General features: G+C 35.8%; 22 protein-coding genes. 17 read left to right on the forward strand and 5 right to left on the reverse strand.

All coding sequences use genetic code 11. The features are described 5' to 3' along the window. Nucleotides 1-173: 173 nt before the first annotated feature. From B3X18_RS07720 to B3X18_RS07740, 5 genes are all read right to left on the reverse strand, one after another. Nucleotides 174-2,072 carry a hypothetical protein gene (locus B3X18_RS07720; RefSeq protein WP_034688584.1) on the reverse strand — a complete coding sequence of 633 codons (1,899 nt, stop codon included), beginning with the start codon at nucleotides 2,070-2,072 and terminating at the stop codon, nucleotides 174-176. Beyond that, nucleotides 2,069-2,884, reverse strand: coding sequence for a sensor histidine kinase (locus B3X18_RS07725; RefSeq protein WP_034688586.1), 816 nt, complete (start codon nucleotides 2,882-2,884; stop codon nucleotides 2,069-2,071). Before B3X18_RS07725 ends, B3X18_RS07720 begins: the two co-directional genes overlap by 4 nt. An 87-nt stretch (nucleotides 2,885-2,971) precedes the next feature. Then, nucleotides 2,972-4,621: an ATP-binding protein gene (locus tag B3X18_RS07730; protein ID WP_034688587.1), complete on the reverse strand. Its 1,650-nt coding sequence runs from the start codon at nucleotides 4,619-4,621 to the stop codon at nucleotides 2,972-2,974. A 9-nt stretch (nucleotides 4,622-4,630) separates the two neighbouring features. Further along, entirely contained in the window at nucleotides 4,631-5,959 is a 1,329-nt protein-coding gene (locus tag B3X18_RS07735; protein WP_034688589.1) for a DNA methyltransferase, read from the reverse strand. Between the two features lie 96 nt (nucleotides 5,960-6,055). Beyond that, nucleotides 6,056-6,724 carry a LexA family protein gene (locus tag B3X18_RS07740; RefSeq protein ID WP_034688591.1) on the reverse strand — a complete coding sequence of 223 codons (669 nt, stop codon included), beginning with the start codon at nucleotides 6,722-6,724 and terminating at the stop codon, nucleotides 6,056-6,058. Between the two features lie 154 nt (nucleotides 6,725-6,878). Between B3X18_RS07740 and B3X18_RS07745 the strand changes: the two genes are divergently transcribed. From B3X18_RS07745 to B3X18_RS07825, 17 genes are all read left to right on the forward strand, one after another. Next, nucleotides 6,879-7,133, forward strand: a complete 255-nt coding sequence (locus B3X18_RS07745; RefSeq protein ID WP_034688592.1) for a hypothetical protein — start codon at nucleotides 6,879-6,881, stop codon at nucleotides 7,131-7,133. Between the two features lie 21 nt (nucleotides 7,134-7,154). Next, nucleotides 7,155-7,613 (forward strand): phage regulatory CII family protein, encoded by a 459-nt coding sequence (locus B3X18_RS07750; protein ID WP_034688594.1) that lies wholly within the window; start codon nucleotides 7,155-7,157, stop codon nucleotides 7,611-7,613. A gap of 91 nt (nucleotides 7,614-7,704) precedes the next feature. Beyond that, entirely contained in the window at nucleotides 7,705-7,926 is a 222-nt protein-coding gene (locus B3X18_RS07755) for a hypothetical protein (protein WP_228155586.1), read from the forward strand. Further along, nucleotides 7,923-8,243 carry a hypothetical protein gene (locus B3X18_RS07760; RefSeq protein WP_034679937.1) on the forward strand — a complete coding sequence of 107 codons (321 nt, stop codon included), beginning with the start codon at nucleotides 7,923-7,925 and terminating at the stop codon, nucleotides 8,241-8,243. The genes B3X18_RS07755 and B3X18_RS07760 overlap by 4 nt, the downstream gene beginning before the upstream one ends. Continuing rightward, on the forward strand, nucleotides 8,240-9,193 hold the full coding sequence (locus B3X18_RS07765; RefSeq protein ID WP_034688599.1) for a helix-turn-helix domain-containing protein: 954 nt from the start codon (nucleotides 8,240-8,242) through the stop codon (nucleotides 9,191-9,193). The genes B3X18_RS07760 and B3X18_RS07765 overlap by 4 nt, the downstream gene beginning before the upstream one ends. Further along, nucleotides 9,193-9,603 (forward strand): DUF559 domain-containing protein, encoded by a 411-nt coding sequence (locus tag B3X18_RS07770; protein WP_034688600.1) that lies wholly within the window; start codon nucleotides 9,193-9,195, stop codon nucleotides 9,601-9,603. Before B3X18_RS07765 ends, B3X18_RS07770 begins: the two co-directional genes overlap by 1 nt. Continuing rightward, on the forward strand, nucleotides 9,603-10,079 hold the full coding sequence (locus B3X18_RS07775; RefSeq protein WP_034679944.1) for a hypothetical protein: 477 nt from the start codon (nucleotides 9,603-9,605) through the stop codon (nucleotides 10,077-10,079). The genes B3X18_RS07770 and B3X18_RS07775 overlap by 1 nt, the downstream gene beginning before the upstream one ends. Before the next feature lie 250 nt (nucleotides 10,080-10,329). Continuing rightward, nucleotides 10,330-10,596: a hypothetical protein gene (locus B3X18_RS07780; protein WP_034688602.1), complete on the forward strand. Its 267-nt coding sequence runs from the start codon at nucleotides 10,330-10,332 to the stop codon at nucleotides 10,594-10,596. A gap of 23 nt (nucleotides 10,597-10,619) precedes the next feature. Next, nucleotides 10,620-11,075: a hypothetical protein gene (locus tag B3X18_RS07785; RefSeq protein WP_005019479.1), complete on the forward strand. Its 456-nt coding sequence runs from the start codon at nucleotides 10,620-10,622 to the stop codon at nucleotides 11,073-11,075. Nucleotides 11,076-11,117: 42 nt separating this feature from the next. Further along, nucleotides 11,118-11,438, forward strand: a complete 321-nt coding sequence (locus B3X18_RS07790) for an I78 family peptidase inhibitor (protein WP_034675365.1) — start codon at nucleotides 11,118-11,120, stop codon at nucleotides 11,436-11,438. Nucleotides 11,439-11,796: 358 nt separating this feature from the next. Further along, nucleotides 11,797-12,237: a BLUF domain-containing protein gene (locus B3X18_RS07795; RefSeq protein WP_005019483.1), complete on the forward strand. Its 441-nt coding sequence runs from the start codon at nucleotides 11,797-11,799 to the stop codon at nucleotides 12,235-12,237. A 754-nt stretch (nucleotides 12,238-12,991) separates the two neighbouring features. Further along, a complete protein-coding gene (locus tag B3X18_RS07800; protein ID WP_005019484.1) occupies nucleotides 12,992-13,234 on the forward strand; it encodes a hypothetical protein in 243 nt (80 codons plus the stop codon). Between the two features lie 250 nt (nucleotides 13,235-13,484). Beyond that, entirely contained in the window at nucleotides 13,485-13,700 is a 216-nt protein-coding gene (locus tag B3X18_RS07805; protein ID WP_005019487.1) for a hypothetical protein, read from the forward strand. A gap of 52 nt (nucleotides 13,701-13,752) precedes the next feature. Then, a complete protein-coding gene (locus B3X18_RS07810; protein WP_034675362.1) occupies nucleotides 13,753-14,196 on the forward strand; it encodes a hypothetical protein in 444 nt (147 codons plus the stop codon). Beyond that, the gene (locus tag B3X18_RS07815; protein ID WP_034688660.1) at nucleotides 14,156-14,797 is read left to right on the forward strand and encodes a putative metallopeptidase; all 642 of its coding nucleotides are present in this window, start codon (nucleotides 14,156-14,158) and stop codon (nucleotides 14,795-14,797) included. The genes B3X18_RS07810 and B3X18_RS07815 overlap by 41 nt, the downstream gene beginning before the upstream one ends. 60 nt (nucleotides 14,798-14,857) lie before the next feature. Beyond that, nucleotides 14,858-15,307 (forward strand): DUF2280 domain-containing protein, encoded by a 450-nt coding sequence (locus tag B3X18_RS07820; protein ID WP_051590404.1) that lies wholly within the window; start codon nucleotides 14,858-14,860, stop codon nucleotides 15,305-15,307. Continuing rightward, complete coding sequence (locus B3X18_RS07825; protein WP_034675359.1) at nucleotides 15,288-16,559, forward strand: PBSX family phage terminase large subunit; 1,272 nt, start codon at nucleotides 15,288-15,290, stop codon at nucleotides 16,557-16,559. The genes B3X18_RS07820 and B3X18_RS07825 overlap by 20 nt, the downstream gene beginning before the upstream one ends. Nucleotides 16,560-16,565 lie beyond the last annotated feature (6 nt).

Consider the following 16,565-nt stretch of genomic DNA (forward strand, 5'->3'; position numbering starts at 1 on the left):
GTGATGCAAAGCACCCATGAGTTCGAAGGCAGGGGTGCTTTTTTATTGTCTACGAGATAAATATTACCAAAAAGGTAATTTATTGCAAGCCTAAATTATCTTATTTGTGATACTGTATGAATGAAAAGAAAAAACCTGCAATTAGCAGGTTTTAAGTTAATAAAAATTAAATATTAAATAGATAAAGTGTAATCTAAATCATATGCTGTTCGGCTCATTATATACATATATTTTTTTAGTATTTCAGACGCATAGGGTTCAGCTATGTTTCCAATACGAGAGACAGGCCATGAGATACTTAATTTATTTTTTCTACACTTAAATTCTGGTGTAATTTCTAGGAATAACGCTATTTGTAAAGCTTTGTTTGCTTGTAAATAGAAATTACGATTAGAACCCTTTTTCGTTTTCAATTCGATGAAATGTTTATTGAATAAATCTTTTATAATTTCGAATCTTTTCTGCATAGCAATTGTTAAATGATTACTAATTGTTTGATTATTTTCGAAGCTAAGATAACCTTCTTTATTGAAAGCTACCAGATCTAAAATGCTTAAATTAACATTTATTGCATTTGTAAAATTAACATAGTATTGAATATCATCAATTTTAAAGTCTAATTTCATTTCCTTTAAGCCAATATATTTATTTTCAAGATCGTAATTCTTTTTAAGGGCTTTGTTTAAGGACTTAAAAGTTCTAGAAAGTTCCTTTTGACTGCGTTTAAGTTGTTGATAGGTAGTATGATATGAACTATACAAATCTATTGGATATTCAGGAGATTGTTGTATAAATTTAGGTATTTCAATTAAATTTATATTTGGATTATCATATTTAATATTTTTTACTCTTAAAGGGGCAAGAATTCCTTCTTTTAAGGCTCGATTGCCATCAAGGCCTCTAAGAGCGATATCGCAAGGCTGCGCTAATAAAATAAATTTTTCTTTCTTATTATTTATTTCAATTTCAAATATATCTCCACAAGAGATAGCGGTGAAATTATTATTAATAACTTTAGAATCATTAAAAATTTCTAATTTTCTGAAATACTCTAAGTTGGGATGAATTTTAAAGTCCTCATGGATTTCTATCGGGATATGTTTTAACTGCCTTAATTTCTCTAATGTAGGCTGGTGTTTGCTTAAATTAAAGAAATCTTTAATGTAATATTTCGTGTTTGAAAGAAAAGCTCGTTCTATAACATATAATTCTGATACCCCTTCAGATTCTCCTTTTTCATAAATATATTTCTCTATATCTTCAGGTGTCAAATCTAATAACAGATTATTTGTATTTGAATAAACACTCTGTAAATGACCCTCTAATTTTTTTAATATTGCAACCATATTCTTTCTTAATGTTACTTTTTTCAAAGCTGCTTTTAATGAGTTATCTAATAATGATTCATTATAAAGTTTCTCTTTAGAAATTACTGAGAAAGTAATTTTATTTTTGAATTCTGGCCGATCTGAATATAAAATTTCAGTTTTTCTTTCATCTTGTTTTGATGTGTTGTGGGTTAAGATAAATGCAGTACTTTTGGATTTTTGTCTAATTAGCTGGATAAGGATATCTAACCCTTTTTCTGGATTACTTTCACCTTCACTTAAATCAATCATATAAAGCGTATCATTATCATTTTTAGTACTGGAAATAAAGCTATAAGCATTACTAAAATTTAAACGTTTATCTTTATCAATTTGTAAATAATTGCAGATTTGCTCAATAATTTTGGGAGATAGTTCTTTTTGATGCTCTGATTTGGAAGCTGTTTCTTGTTCTAAAACAATATTTTTTATCCTCAGCAGATCAACTGGAGCTTTTGTTTGTAAAAAACTGATTAAATCAGATTTAATACTTTCATAAAAAACATCTACAGTATCTAAATCTTTAAAAGCAGAATATTGATTAAGTATCTCATTTATAGAAGTATCATTAAAATTATATTGGCTGCAAACTTCATAATTACTAATAATTAAATTTGCAACTTCTTCAGGTGAGGTATTAAAATGATCATCAATCCATACAATATTATTATAACCTAAAAATCTTGCGGTCTCTAAAGCATTCATAAAACAATCCCACTGAAATCTACAAAAAATTTATACATATTTCCAAATGTGTTTCTTTCAGAAAGTAGCCTTATATCACATTCTTCATCTCTTAATAATTGTTGAGATATAAATAAACCTAAACCTTGACCATCATTACTATCTTCAGGTTTAGCTGAAACAAACATTTCAAATAAATTATTTTCAACTTTTTTATCAATACCTATTCCAGTATCCCAAATAATCAAACCACTATTTGTAAATTCTATAAAGATTTCTTTTTTTATTTTAATATTAAAAATACTATCACTACGTCTTAACCAATAAACACTATTACGAATTATATTATCAATTACTTGTAATAATCTGCTTTGGTTACAGCGAATAGTTAAAGAGTTTCTAGTATTAAGTAAGTTAATTTCTATTTTTTCAAAATCAAACCCATAAGCACGAGAGGTTATATATTCATTAAGGAAGTCAAGTAAATTGATATTAGATTTGATTCGTCGCGCTCTAGGCAACATTGGATCAATTAAACCTATAGTATTAGTCATACTTGCACATGCACTACGCACTGCACGTAATTCAGGAGTGAAATCATTTTCTGAAACATTCTTGATTTTTGAAAGTTTTTGTATATTATTCATCCTCATACGTATTTCTGTTAAATGAGTACGTATTTCATGAGTAAGACCTCTAGCGCTTAAACCTACTGCCGCACTTTCATATAGACTTAATTTCTGTTCGTTGGATATTTCTATATCATTTCTGACTTTAGCAATAGCTTCTTTTAATAATGGTTGTTCATCTAAAATATTATGGATTTGATCCATAGATTCTAATGTAACATTCGTAAGTTTCTCAACTTTAGCTAAGATTTCATTTGTATTAGTTAACTGACTAATCTCATCTTTAAACTCTTAAAACTCATCTCTTAGTAAATTCGAAGCAGTCTTTGCTATAATTTTTGTTTTTTCTTGGCTCTTTACTGAGTCTTCTAGTCTTTCAAGAGCAGGTTTATTAATAATTTTAGAAGCTTTTATTTCATTTTGATCAAGATATTCTTTATATAGATCATCTAAACCTCGTCTAGTATTATTTAAACAATCATTTGCAAATTTTTTACATCTTTCTGCAATAATTAAAAAACCTCTATAAACATCATTTTCAATAAAACCCTCCCGATCTGATTTTTCTGTTAATTTATAATTTTTTTCACCACTTAAGGCAAAGTAACCTATAGTGTTTTTAGGGCGCATATGATAAATACTACCAGAAGTTGCACTTGCTGACAGATTTAACCAGTCTCCGTTAGAACGAATTAGAAATCCATCTCTTAATATGGATATTCCTGACATATTTTTAACGATGTCTTTATTGAATTTCAGACCGCTTACATCAAGTTCTTCATCATTAATATCAATATGGAAAAAATAGAAATTTCCTGAAAATTCTCCTGGAAGATTAACATCTTTCTTATCTTTTATAATTTCATTCCAATATATTCTTTCTTTTAAAATTAAAAAGTAATTTGGATTATCATTCTCAACCCATTCAAATCTTTTCATATTTATAGCTTTTTTTAAGTATTTTAAGAAAGATTTTCCATCATCTGGTGTGAAAACTGTATCGATTTTGATTTGTCTACTTTCATTTCCTCGAGAAGAAACATATAGCTGCTTCTTTATTTTAGCTGTCGCTTCTAAATAAGGTTGATTAGATTCATTTTCTTTCCATTCGAATGAAAAATCTGCTACCGCTCTTTTGAATAGTTCATCACCAATTGCTGTTAAAGCTTGTGAATTACCATCAATTGTAATTGCAACTGGAAAAGATGAAGTAGCCTCAAATGGTGAAATTAATTTCATTAAACTTTGGGAAAGTTCAAAGATTCTAGTATTTTTTTCCCAGTAATTACGTTCATTCAAACCTAATATAGAAACACGTGTTCCTTTGAATCTTTCTGTATTTGGTCTTGTTTCTACTAATACAGGAATTTTATCAATAGTTTCTGCAACTTCACAATCTGTCCATCTAAATCGAGCAGAATGTATTTCATTTTCAGGAGAAGTAGCAGATTCTATTAATAATATATCTCCTAATTTCATTGTTGATAAGCGTCCAAGTCCTTTATCTCCTAATGGAGTCCGACCTAAACGTGTTTTTATTTTTGGTTTATCTGTTTCGGATCTTTTAATAGATGTACTAATTACTAACCATGAGCTTCTAATTTTATCAGCCGTTAAGCCATCTCCTCTATCTTCGATTGTTATTTTCCCTTTATATTTTAAAATACGTTTATTCGTAACTTTGGGGTCTTCTAATTGAGCATATACGCTCTCTGATTCTTGTAAGAATTTAGTGAAATCTATATCTTCTGCGTAATCTATTAAAGAATCTTCTATTTTTGTATCAACATTAATTAAACATAAAGGGGAATCAGCATCATATGCATTTTTTACACACTCTAAAATCGCCTGTTCGGTATCAGTAACAAGTTCTCTCCCCAATTGAATTAGGACATGTGTACTTACTCGTAAAAATGCATTGGTATTATTTATTTCAGACATTACATGCTCTTACTTAAACTCGGCAATAAGTGTTACTTCACTATTAATTGTTTTACTAAAATTATTTCTTGCTGGCATTCGCTTACCTGGTAGTTTTCTAGTAATGTTGGTAATCATTATACCGTTTAGCGATGTTACCATATCTTCTAATATTTTATCGAAAGGTACAGTAATATTTGCTACTGTTCGATTACCTGTAGTAAATACCCAATGCGCTGTATGATTAACATTCCTAATATGTTGTAATGCTTGATAAAAATCATACATAAAACTAGTTACTTTTCTACAGCGCTCACCTTTTTTATTAATTTTTACATGTTCAATAAATTCTCGATAAGTGTGTGAGATTTTAATTAATTGCTCTTCTTTATGAGTAATATCTTTTAAAGAACCGCCTAGACTTTCTTTATCAATACTATTGCTATTTAAAAAAGCTAATTTACTTGTTCCTATTGGTAAATCCTCAATTGGTATCCATTGTAAAGAGAGAAAAGAGAATTGGCCATAAGGTATAGTCGTATGATTATCTCCATATGGAGGGGAGGTAATAAGAATTTGATGGCGTAAATTGTGTGGTAATTCAGCAGAGCGAATATCACTCATTATAAGATTAATATCCGTATTTCTTTTTGAAATAGATTTCTTTAAATGATAATCTTTAATTTGTACTGAGACATCCTCTAAATGTTTTTTAAAGATCTTTATGATTTGTTCAGGGAAAATATAGTTTTCGGGTTTTCTGATGTGTAATTTATAAGTACTTGTTCTACTGTTAGAACATTGACGGATCGTTTCTGCAAATATAACCCATAAAACTTTTCGAATATTTTGTGATTCTATAGATTGAATAGCCCGTCTTAATTTTGATAAGACAATTGCATTTTCATTTAAAAACCATTTTTCACGCCGCGGAAATTCAACATCTATATCTGTATTTTGATCTAACTCGAATTTATTTATTACTTCAGAAGCAACTTCTGAGAGTTCCACTCCTTGATCAATAATAGCTTTCACCTGACAAACTAGGATAGCTAATGGATTAATATCTACACCAACAAAGTCCAAAGATCGTAGAGTTGCTTCAGTTAAAATTGTCCCCGAACCTACAAATGGATCAAAAATATAACTATTTTCGGGAGCATGTTTTAAAATACAATCTAAAATATTGCTTTGCATTGTGGGAACCATCATCGCAGGATACCGGAGTAAACCATGAACGTTAGGCCTAGAATTTGCACCAAGCTTTTGCCATGCCTCTGGTTGAGATGTAGATAAGTTGAATAGTTCATCTTGCAATGATAGATTGTTTTTTAGATCGCTTTTTTTATTAGCTAACATTGCAAAAAAAATCCCAGAAAATAATAAATTATAAAGAGGGAATTGTATGATAATTGCAAAAAAAATACCAGGTAATTTTTTACCTTAATTTTTAAATTAGACGTCTCTATATAACCCGACGACTTTTCCAACCAATTTACATCCTTCTTGGAGCGGTATGATCTTTTCATGCCATTTAGGGTTTAAGGGTTCTAAATACATACCGTTGCTTTCTACAATCAATTTCTTGAAAGTCGCTTCTGTTTCTCCGTCGCATGCAACGATAACCAAATCACCTGTTTTTAAATCACTTATTTGAAAGTCAGGATTTACATATATTTTATCGCTTGGTCTAAAGTCTGGAGACATCGACTCTCCAACTACAATCAGACCATAACCATTTTTACCGCATTTAGGATTTGGTGGTAACCATTCCTTAAATTCAGTACCTGTTGGAATAGAATCCGCTGTTGTCCATGTTCCTGCTTGTACCCAAGAAATTACAGGTACTAACCGTCCAGCTATAGGAAACGGAGCGGTTATATTATTATCAAAATTTATTGATTCGATATCTTCATGAACTTGATCTAGCCAACCATGGGGTTTATTAAAAGCTTCTTCAATTTCACGCGCTACTTTATTTCCAATTCCTTTAATTGGATTGGTTCCAGCAAACTGACTAGTTTGTGACTGCCCCTTATTAATCTTTTCAGCAAAATTAGATACTCCACCAATTTGATCTACTAAAAGGCGGGTGTTTTTATACCTTATCGTTTTGCTGTCCATAAAAAACTCAACTATTTATAAATGAAATCACTAATACAGTGATTTTTTCACTTTTGTAAAGTTTACGATTATCACCAAAAAGGTAAACAAGAAAAAAGGTTGTATTTTAATTACCTAAAAGGTAATATCGGGATTGGTATGAGAGGATCACTTTATGAATTTCCGTGACTTTATTCTTAATAAAAGCCCAAAAGATTTAGAAAAATACGCAAAAGATGCAGGAACGACAGTTGGTTATATAAAGACACATTTACTGTATGGGTATAAAGAGCCACGTAAAATCCTACGTAAAGCATTGTCTACAGCCAGTAATGGTGAGGTTTCTGAAATAGAAGTACTTCAACATTTTGGGTTATATCCTAATCAAGTTGGTAATAATCAAAATAGTAATAACTCAACCTGCCAATAACTACGTTCAAAGGAAAGTGATATGAACATATTAGATGCTGCTTATAACACTGTTCATGACTACAGAGGCGGAGCAAACAGTCTTGCATCACGCATGGGAATTAAAAGTCCGGCTGTACTCAATAGTAAGGTCAATCCCAATACAGATACTCACCATTTATCTTTGCTAGAAGCTTCGAAACTTATGGCATTAACTGGTGATTACCGCATCTTACAAAGCCTGAATTTCGAGCATGGAAAGGTTTCTCTTGATTTACCCACAATTCCTGAATGTAGAGATACCGCACTCACTGATCTGGTTCTAAGTATTGGAATGAGTGGCGGTGACGTATGCGCTATTTTTAGAGAAATGATGGCAGACGGGCGCATTACTCAGGGCGAAGCAACGGATATGTCCAAAGTCATTCATCAACTACATCTGTTCTTGGCTGAGTTAGATCGCCAGGTTCACTTATGCGTAGAACAAAAAGAAAAAGCCTGACGGTCGAGGTCAGGCTTTGTTCCAACAATTCAATTCTGAGGAAATGAATATGAATACCAATTTAGCAGAACATATCCTTCATGGCAAATCAGTGCAGGGCGATTTCATTACAGGTGATGTGGTGGTGTTTGCAAGCCGCATTGCGATGGACGGGCTACAAACCGTCAAAGCCCAACAGAGCAGCCATTACTACCTGCTGGAAGGCGGGCAGATTGTGCATGAGCAGGATATACGTCCGGCCACACTCGCTGAACTCAAGGCCAAGCGCCGCTTGGCTGAACCGGTAGCATTATTTGTTACGGAGGCTCCATGAACCATCAGTTTGATGCACTGCCCGAATATAAGCAGCTCCAGCAGGTGCAATCCTTCTATGAGCCGGCGCTGCGCATATTAAACGAGCTGATCGAGCGCAACAAAGCCAACCTGCGTAAACGCGGCTATAACGAGGCCAATGCTGCACTGGCCCGGGACGAGTTCAGGGCACAGATGTCCCGCCGTTTCAGAATCACGATGTACCTGTCGGCCCAGATCGAAAGCAGTCTGATGAGTGCCGGCAAAGTTAAATATTTCGGTGGATATATCCAGCCTGCTGATGCGGCTGGCCACCCTGAGGAAAAGGTGAAGCCATGAGCTTAGATGCAACCAACTGGGCCTGGAGAGTCGGACTGACCGAGAAGAAAGGCGGTAGTCGCATACCGCTGAAACGGCTTATCCTGCTCTCGCTGGCAGACCGTGCCGGTGAAGACCATTGCTGTTACCCTAGCATGCAGCGTCTTGAAAAAGACACCGGACTTGAACGCAAGACTGTACTCAAGATTATTGCCGAGCTGCTAGAAGACCGGCTGATTGTCGATACCGGTGAGCGCAAGGGCAGCACCAGACGGGTAAAAGTCTACCGGTTAAATGGGGTCAATGGACGCGAAACCATGCCAAAAACGGCACCATTACAGGAAAAAAATTTATCTGAAATAGTACCGGAAACGGAACAGTCCCAAAAACGGAATCATTCCGTTAACGGCATGTTGAATAGTGCCAATAACGGGACTTTGAATAGTGCCGTTAACGGGACACAGAATCTCCCAATGAATCTTTCAGAAGAATCTAAAAATAAAAAAGACTGGCTTTGCTTTAAAAAACTTCGTGAAGAAATTTTTCTGGCCGATGACAGCATCGATTTTGACACCCTCATGAACTCGAAGTGGTCTGAGCGGGAAAAGCGGGCCTTTGAAACCTACAACGTGGGCAAGAGCATGAGCTGTGATCTGATGATCTATCACTTTGCTGACTGGCTGATTAACGCCTACCGAACCAAGTATTCAAATCCGCAGCAAGCTGCACCTGTTAAACCGGCAGGCGCAGGGAGTCAGTCGAATCGGCTTTCTGAAAAACAGATCCACACCTTCGCCCAGAAGCTCTCACAGCATCCCGAATTCTCAGGGCGTTTTAGCGAACCCGGTGAGTCATACGAAAAACTGGCCGCACGCATCGCCGTGAAACTGGCTGATCCGATACAGGCGAAGAAATGGGAGCCTTACCTGAAACAGGTAGGATTCAATGGTTCACTGGCAGCAGGCGCGTAATGACCAGTATGTCTCTGGTTGACTACCACAAGCTCTATGGCACTAAAAAACGTGCCAAAGCCAAGCGGCAGAGCAAGGTGAAAGGGGAGAAGGCTGCAAGTGAGGGAGAGGCAAAGCTGGCCAGCGATCTTAAAGCGCTCAAGATTGGCTTCGTACAGGAGTTTTACTTTCACCCTGAACGACAATGGCGAGCAGACTTTCATATTTTAGAAACAAAGATTTTAGTTGAGGTGGAAGGCGGGATCTGGACAGGTGGCAGGCATACACGGGGTAAAGGGTTTATTCACGATATGGAAAAGTATAATGCGGCTACAGTGCTGGGTTATCAGGTTTTACGGTTTAGTACAGAGCAAGTGAAAAGCGGTTTGGCGGTTCGGCAGATTGAAAGGTTATTAGGGGGCTTTAAGTGATGAATGCAGCAGTAACAATTATGCAAACAACGGATTGGACACGTTTTAGTACTGAGGACTGGTTCCGTCAATTTGGTGCCTGGATGAATGGCAATACTGAAGTCAAGCGTCTGGTCTACAAATCATTGCCCACGCGTAAGTTGAACCAGAAACAACGTGAGCAGCTCATTGCAAAATATATGAATGATGAAAGTTTTAGAGAACCAGTTGTACGCCGTGGAGTGACCTGTCAAATAAGCGATAATGAGGCAAGAGCATTTCAACGAATAATTTTAGATATACGGCAGATTGAGAGTGAACCATTACAAGAGTGGATGGATGTAGTTTGGGCACGCTTTGTTATGAATGAGTCAGTAAGAGAAATTGCTACCAATAGAGAAACGTCAATTATCCAGATCCAACAAGATACCAAGTGTGGATTAGCCTTTATCTCTGGCCGCTACCCTAATCTTATTTCTGGTTTACTCAAAAAGTAGTGCTTGCTTGTATATACGGGTTATGGCATATTTGTGATAACTTGGCGAATTTGTATATAATCGCCATTAAATAAAGCTCGCATTTGCGGGCTTTTTTAATATTAAAAAAACTTAACATTCGGGTATTACAAAAGATACTTTCAACACCTGTAAGTAGGCTAAATTAGAAAGAGCTTTATATGCTTTCGAAACAAGCAGATGTTCCTTATCAAGGCTCGCTCCTGATCAATAAAGTCTAAGAGAGGTTCTTATGTCAGCCCAGTCAACCTATTACATAGGTGGAATGTATAATGGCCAGTTGGTAGAACCATCACATTTAGGTTCAGAAGAGATCCTCAAAGTTATCGAAGAGTTTACGGCGCAGGATAAAGAGACCCTGTTGTATAAAAGAGTTCAAATCAACAAGGATGGTACGATTAAATCTTTCTACTTGCTGGAAGGCGCAGAACCGGCCGATTATAAAGAATTAATCTTAAACATCTGGTCAAATGTACCAGTAGATGTGTATGGTATCTAAAATCAATGTAAATGGATTAGACATTGAAAACTATTATCAAAAATTATCAGCGCCTTGCTCAAGAAACCTATGTGAAGGTATATAGAGAATACGGGTTTAGTACTAATGGTTTAAAGGACTTAAATCTTTTACTCACCGAATTGAAATTTAAAACTAAAAGTAAAGAAATTAAGATTCCTCTTACTCGAAGCTATTTAAAAACGTTAAAACCTATAGAAAGATGGGGTATAGAAGCACGGATAGATTTCAGTGTAATACCTGATCGGGAGCTTACCCAAAGTTTTATTAATTGGTATGTAAACCTGATTGAAACTATATTTACACAAAAAGAAAAAACCTTTCCTCTAGCGGATGAAAAAGAGGAAGGCTATCAAGATATTGTGAACTACTTTAAAAGAAAGAACTCTTCAGTAAAAGCTAGATCTGATAACTTTTATAAAAAAGTGCATAAGAGAACACAACAGCTAAAAGCAGATTGATGATTCACTATTTACTAAATACCCACCGTGAAGTTCCAAAATATGAAAAAATTTATTGCTTCAGGATTTTTACTGACGGTTCTCTGTGCATGTTCAAATTACCAGTCAGATATTGATCACGTATCTGAACAAAAAACAGATAAACAAGCAGAAGATACACTCCATGAGTGTTTGCCACTTCGGGCCAAAGAGCTTGTAGGGAGAACTGATTTAAGTGATCAGGAAATCAAAAAGATGACCAATTCAGAGATACTTCGCTATGCAAGAGTAGGTGAGGCTGTTACAGAAGATTATCGACCAAACCGAATTACAGTTATTAAGGCTTCAAATACCAACAAGATCATTGACGCTTCATGTGGTTAGAAAGAAAGGGGGCGAATACTGTTTATCTGTATTGATCTTGATTAAAATGAGTTCTATTTGCATTGATTACAAATTAGCCTTTATCACTAGTATCTTTAACTAATTGTTTGAACTAATATTGCGCTTAAATTCCGGGGATATATCTTCTTTGAGTCTTAAATCATTCTTTGGTTTAACTCAATTGCGTTACCTATTGCATTGTCAACAAAGCTGACTTGGATAAGTGAAAATTTTATCTTTAGGGACCTTACATCACAAACTAAACACCTTGCAGCTATAAGTAATTACTTACAAAAATTTTAAAATGTTTTTTTACGGTTTTTACGTGGTTACTATTTAGTTAGGTCAGGAGGTTAATGTGGAAGATGTAAGACTGTTGTATGTAAGTAAGCTAAAAGATTGTGCCAACCCTATGAATGAGCTGTTCAACATTCTTACTGAAGCATTAAACTTTAATACGCCTCATAAGATTTATGGTGCTCTCTATTACGGCAATGGCTACTTTGTCCAATGCCTTGAAGGGGAGAGGGAAAAAGTTGAACATCTTTATTTTCAGAAGATTCTTAAAGATCCACGTCATGAAGAATGTGAAGTGCTGTTCTTAGAAAATATTGATGAACGAATGTTCTCCAAATGGCATATGAAATATGCGAGCTATCATAAAGATGTTATAAATTTCTTTATGGATAAGCATAAAGAGAGCTTTAATCCCTATTTGTTGACTAATGAAACTATTCCTGACTTTGTAGATTTATTATCTCGACAGCCCGACAGTTTTTATACCTTAAGCCATAGTTGATTTATTCTGTTTCAATATTAAGTTAGCTTATTTAATTTTTAAAAAGTTATTCAATTAATCTTGAAGATATATAAAATAAAACCTGCCCCGCAGGTTTTATTTTATATATTGGATCAGAGAATAAGAACATGCTTGAAGAACTAGCAAATAAAAGAATATTAGTGAGTGAATACGATACATACTATTAACTCTATTATCCAAAAAAATTACTCAAGAAACTCGATATTTTGTCTATATTCAAATGACCCTTTTTACTTAAGGGTACTTTGGTAACCTACTTTAATTGTCTTTTCTCCCTGAAAGAAAGGCTCTTAAAGTTTTAATGAATTTGTATACACTTAGTTTTATACAAATCCTCATTAGCCTATCCTTAAGAGGATAGGTTTTTTTTATTCATAAGATTTTAGTTGGAGACAGATTTTTAGAAATTTGTTTATATTGTTTATTTAAAAATCTCTAATTTAATTTCAAGCTATGTTTAATAAATAAACAACATGAGATACATTAAGCACACCGTTATTGCTATTAAAACAACTACATATATTTGAATTTTAAATTATATTAATATTAATTCTATTACTTTCCTTCCGATAGAAGAGTGTGTGTAGTAGTACCCCTTAACCTGCTTTTACCTCTATGAAAGCAGGTTTTTTTAACCCTTCATTATTAGTTTATTAGCTTTAAATATCCATCTACCGAAAGCTCATATCACTCCCAGTATGAGCTTTTCTATTTAATGAGAGAGATTTTAAATATGAGTGATTCAGATATACTGAAAACATTACAGGTGTTAGAGAAAACACATGGTAATTCAAAAGAGGTTGTTTATAGCGCTCATCTCTCTGATGAATGCGTATATTTGTTTTCAGATATAGGATATGCCGGAAATAATCCTACTCCCAGGCATGAGTGGCGCATGAATAAGGCAGATCCTGATTTGGAAATAAAGTTAAAGAGTGCAGTTCAGCTTATTCTGGATGAAGCCCAAGTGGCTTAAGGATAATGGGTGAACTGAAAGTATGAAAGGAATTAACTTTATTATTGAAGATCTCATAAGCTCTAAACACCTTATGAGATCTTTTAAAATTTATTCTCATAACTACAGATCAAATCCTAGATTTTTTAAAATAACTTATGCAATCTATTTGATTAAATTAATTAAAATTACTTAGACATTTATACTATATTTATTTTGCTAGGGCTCTGATATAGCTAGGTGTTTGCCGAAAAATTAAGAAGTTTTTATCATGTCTAATTATAGAATTACTTATGAAAGATTAATCTCTAGTATCAATAATAAGCTGGAAGTAAATAAAAACACGGCTATAAGTTTTGAAGAGAAATATTCTGATATTGAGCCTGGAGTAGTAGAGAAACTGGAAATTTACTATGATGCTAAAGGGTATGAGTTTGACTGGCTAGAAGAAGATAACTTATTGGTGGTGCTTATAACACCTAAATAACTGAACAATAGTTTTAAGCCACCTACGGGTGGTTTTTTTATGGGTGTAAGTTATGGATATAGACCAATACAAAGTTCTAACCAAAAAGAAGCCATTAAAAAAGGTACCAAGAGCAAAACCATTACCTAAGGCAACTCAAAAATATCTCGAAGCTGAAGAAACCCTTTTTCAAGAACTAGAAGAACACTCAATTGGGTATGAACGAAAGTTTCAGTTTAAAACCACTAAGCACTGGCGATTTGATTTTCATATTGTAAAGCTGCGACTGCTAATTGAGATTGAAGGCGGTCCTTGGTCTGGTGGACGCAGGGGTAAGCTGGCCAATAAAGCATGGAGCATGGATCGTTATGACCATGCAGAAGAACTGGGTTATACGTTCGAACGTTTTCATCCTGATTCAATACTTTCAGGCTATGTCATTAACTGGATTAAAAAAGAACTGGAGCGAATGAATGATAGAACAGTTCAGACCATTCCCACCGCCGGATCTGATTGATCAGGCAGAGGAAGAGGAAGCAATCCGGCTGGCACCCGCCGTTGAATTAAAAGAATGGGTGCTTAAAAACTTTTTAACCTTGGGTGGCCAGCTGCACAATCCGGACCATGATCATATCGCTGAGCTGCTTCATGATGATGAAACCTTCCTGGCATTTGCTTGGGCTTCATCTGCGGCAGTAGCGAAAAAACGTGTGGTACTGGGCCAATGTGAAAAGGTGATGTTTAACCAAGGTGGTTGGAAGAAGGCTAGGCAAGAACAGCAGATGCGGGACTGGTTTGGCTATGTACCTGTTTATCTCATTACAGTAGATGCAAGCTTTTGCGAAAACTCTAATGATCGTGAGTTCTGCCGTTTGATTGAGCATGAACTTTATCATATTGGTGTTGAACGTGATGAGGACGGCGAAATCATTTATAGCGATATGACCGGCTTACCAAAGCATTATCTTGCTGGCCATGATGTAGAAGTGTTTTTTGGTGAAACCGAACGCTGGGGAGCTGATGAGTCAGTTAAGCGTTTACTGGAAATTGCGAAGAATGCGCCGTTTGTTTCTGAAACTAATATTGCTGCGTGTTGTGGAAACTGTGTGATTGGTTAGAGCTGAAAGGCTCATTTTTTTTGCCTGTCTTGTTGGACGTAGCATGACAAAGGGGTATTTATGGCGGCACTTAAAGAGCCTGTAAAAATCTTTATAGTTCAGTCTCTTGCTTGCTTTGAAACACCTCAACAGGTGGCTGATGCTGTCCAACAAAGATTTGGTATAGAGATTGACCGTAGACAATGTGAGGGTTATGACCCCACAAAGTTTTCAGGCAGAAACCTAAGCAAGAAACTGACAGAACTATTTGAGCGTACCCGCAAGGATTTTCGAGAAAATATCGAAGATATAGCGATTGCTAACAAGGCTTTTCGTTTGCGTGAGCTTCAAAAGATGTATGAAGATTCAGGTCGAAATAAGCGCGTAAAGCAGAACCTGTTAAAGCAAGCATTTCAAGAAACAGATGGCCGTATCACAAAGACAGATATAACTACAAACGGTGAATCTCTTAATGCGGCGAAACCTACGGTAATTGAACTGGTGGCTCCTAATGTCAAAGGTACAGATTGAATTACCACCTAAACTCATCCCGCTATTTAGCACCAGCAATATCCGTTACAGGTCTTCATGGGGTGGCCGTGGTTCAGGTAAGACCAGAAGCTTTGCACTGATGACAGCGATCAAGGGTTATATATATGCCGAGGCTGGTGTGAGCGGGTTGATCTTAGGTGCGCGTGAGTTTATGAACTCATTAGCTGATTCATCTATGGAAGAAATAAAACAGGCGATTCGCTCAGTTCCTTTTTTAAAAAGCTATTACGAGATGGGTGAGAACTTCATTCGTACTAAAAATAAAAGAGTGAGCTATGGATTCGCTGGTCTACGCCACAACCTGGACAGCATCAAGTCTAAAGCGCGTATTCTGCTGTGCTGGGTAGATGAGGCTGAAACCGTTTCTGAGATGGCATGGCGCAAGTTACTACCTACAGTGCGTGAAGATAACTCTGAGGTGTGGATTACCTGGAACCCTGAACGACGTGATAGTGCAACCAGTACACGTTTCAGACATGAAGAAATTTATGATGACCTGACCGGTGAACTGATCGGTCTCGGTGTAGAGATGAACTATACCGATAACCCATGGTTTCCTGAGGTCCTTGAAATCGAGCGCCGCCGTGATCAGGCCACTCTGGATGATTCGACCTATCGCTGGATCTGGGAGGGAGAGTATCTGGAATTATCTGAAGCACAGATCTTTCGAAACAAGTTTGAAATTCAGGAATTTGAGCCTGATCCCTATAGCTGGGATGGACCATATCAGGGTCTGGATTTTGGCTTTGCTCATGATCCGCTGGCCGCGACACGTTCATGGATTCATGACGATTGCCTCTGGATTGAGTATGAGGCAGGCGCTGTAGGGCTAGAACTGGATGATACGGTAGAGTTCTTGTCAAAACTCATCCCTGATCTTGAAGATTATGCAATCTATGCCGATAACGCACGACCCGAGTCTATTAGCCATCTAAAACGAAACGGATTAAGCCGTATCAAGGCATGTGAAAAAGGAAAGGGTTCAGTCGAGGATGGTATTGCCTTTATCCAGTCATTCAAGCGGGTCTATATTCACCCTCGGTGTAAGGAAACCCTAAATGAGTTTAGAAACTACTCTTATAAAAAAGACCGGTTAACGGATGAGGTGTTACCAATCATCATTGATGCCTATAACCACTACATCGATTCAATCCGTTATGCCCTGGAGAAAATATCCAAGGGCAGGCGTAAAGCTAAACCTGCTACAGCAGGAAGCCGAACATTCTCGTAAGGAAAA

This window comes from Acinetobacter sp. UBA6571 (assembly GCF_002434085.1).
In the GTDB taxonomy this organism is placed as follows: Bacteria; Pseudomonadota; Gammaproteobacteria; order Pseudomonadales; family Moraxellaceae; genus Acinetobacter; species Acinetobacter radioresistens.

Bases quoted from the DNA above. Each gene is read 5' to 3' on its own strand.
- B3X18_RS07720 (WP_034688584.1), bottom strand. From the start codon at position 2,072: ATGAATGCTTTAGAGACCGCAAGATTTTTAGGTTATAATAATATTGTA.
- B3X18_RS07725 (WP_034688586.1), bottom strand. From the start codon at position 2,884: ATGGATCAAATCCATAATATTTTAGATGAACAACCATTATTAAAAGAA.
- B3X18_RS07730 (WP_034688587.1), bottom strand. From the start codon at position 4,621: ATGTCTGAAATAAATAATACCAATGCATTTTTACGAGTAAGTACACAT.
- B3X18_RS07735 (WP_034688589.1), bottom strand. From the start codon at position 5,959: ATGTTAGCTAATAAAAAAAGCGATCTAAAAAACAATCTATCATTGCAA.
- B3X18_RS07740 (WP_034688591.1), bottom strand. From the start codon at position 6,724: ATGGACAGCAAAACGATAAGGTATAAAAACACCCGCCTTTTAGTAGAT.
- B3X18_RS07745 (WP_034688592.1), top strand. From the start codon at position 6,879: ATGAATTTCCGTGACTTTATTCTTAATAAAAGCCCAAAAGATTTAGAA.
- B3X18_RS07750 (WP_034688594.1), top strand. From the start codon at position 7,155: ATGAACATATTAGATGCTGCTTATAACACTGTTCATGACTACAGAGGC.
- B3X18_RS07760 (WP_034679937.1), top strand. From the start codon at position 7,923: ATGAACCATCAGTTTGATGCACTGCCCGAATATAAGCAGCTCCAGCAG.
- B3X18_RS07765 (WP_034688599.1), top strand. From the start codon at position 8,240: ATGAGCTTAGATGCAACCAACTGGGCCTGGAGAGTCGGACTGACCGAG.
- B3X18_RS07770 (WP_034688600.1), top strand. From the start codon at position 9,193: ATGACCAGTATGTCTCTGGTTGACTACCACAAGCTCTATGGCACTAAA.
- B3X18_RS07775 (WP_034679944.1), top strand. From the start codon at position 9,603: ATGAATGCAGCAGTAACAATTATGCAAACAACGGATTGGACACGTTTT.
- B3X18_RS07780 (WP_034688602.1), top strand. From the start codon at position 10,330: ATGTCAGCCCAGTCAACCTATTACATAGGTGGAATGTATAATGGCCAG.
- B3X18_RS07790 (WP_034675365.1), top strand. From the start codon at position 11,118: ATGAAAAAATTTATTGCTTCAGGATTTTTACTGACGGTTCTCTGTGCA.
- B3X18_RS07800 (WP_005019484.1), top strand. From the start codon at position 12,992: ATGAGTGATTCAGATATACTGAAAACATTACAGGTGTTAGAGAAAACA.
- B3X18_RS07805 (WP_005019487.1), top strand. From the start codon at position 13,485: ATGTCTAATTATAGAATTACTTATGAAAGATTAATCTCTAGTATCAAT.
- B3X18_RS07810 (WP_034675362.1), top strand. From the start codon at position 13,753: ATGGATATAGACCAATACAAAGTTCTAACCAAAAAGAAGCCATTAAAA.
- B3X18_RS07820 (WP_051590404.1), top strand. From the start codon at position 14,858: ATGGCGGCACTTAAAGAGCCTGTAAAAATCTTTATAGTTCAGTCTCTT.
- B3X18_RS07825 (WP_034675359.1), top strand. From the start codon at position 15,288: ATGTCAAAGGTACAGATTGAATTACCACCTAAACTCATCCCGCTATTT.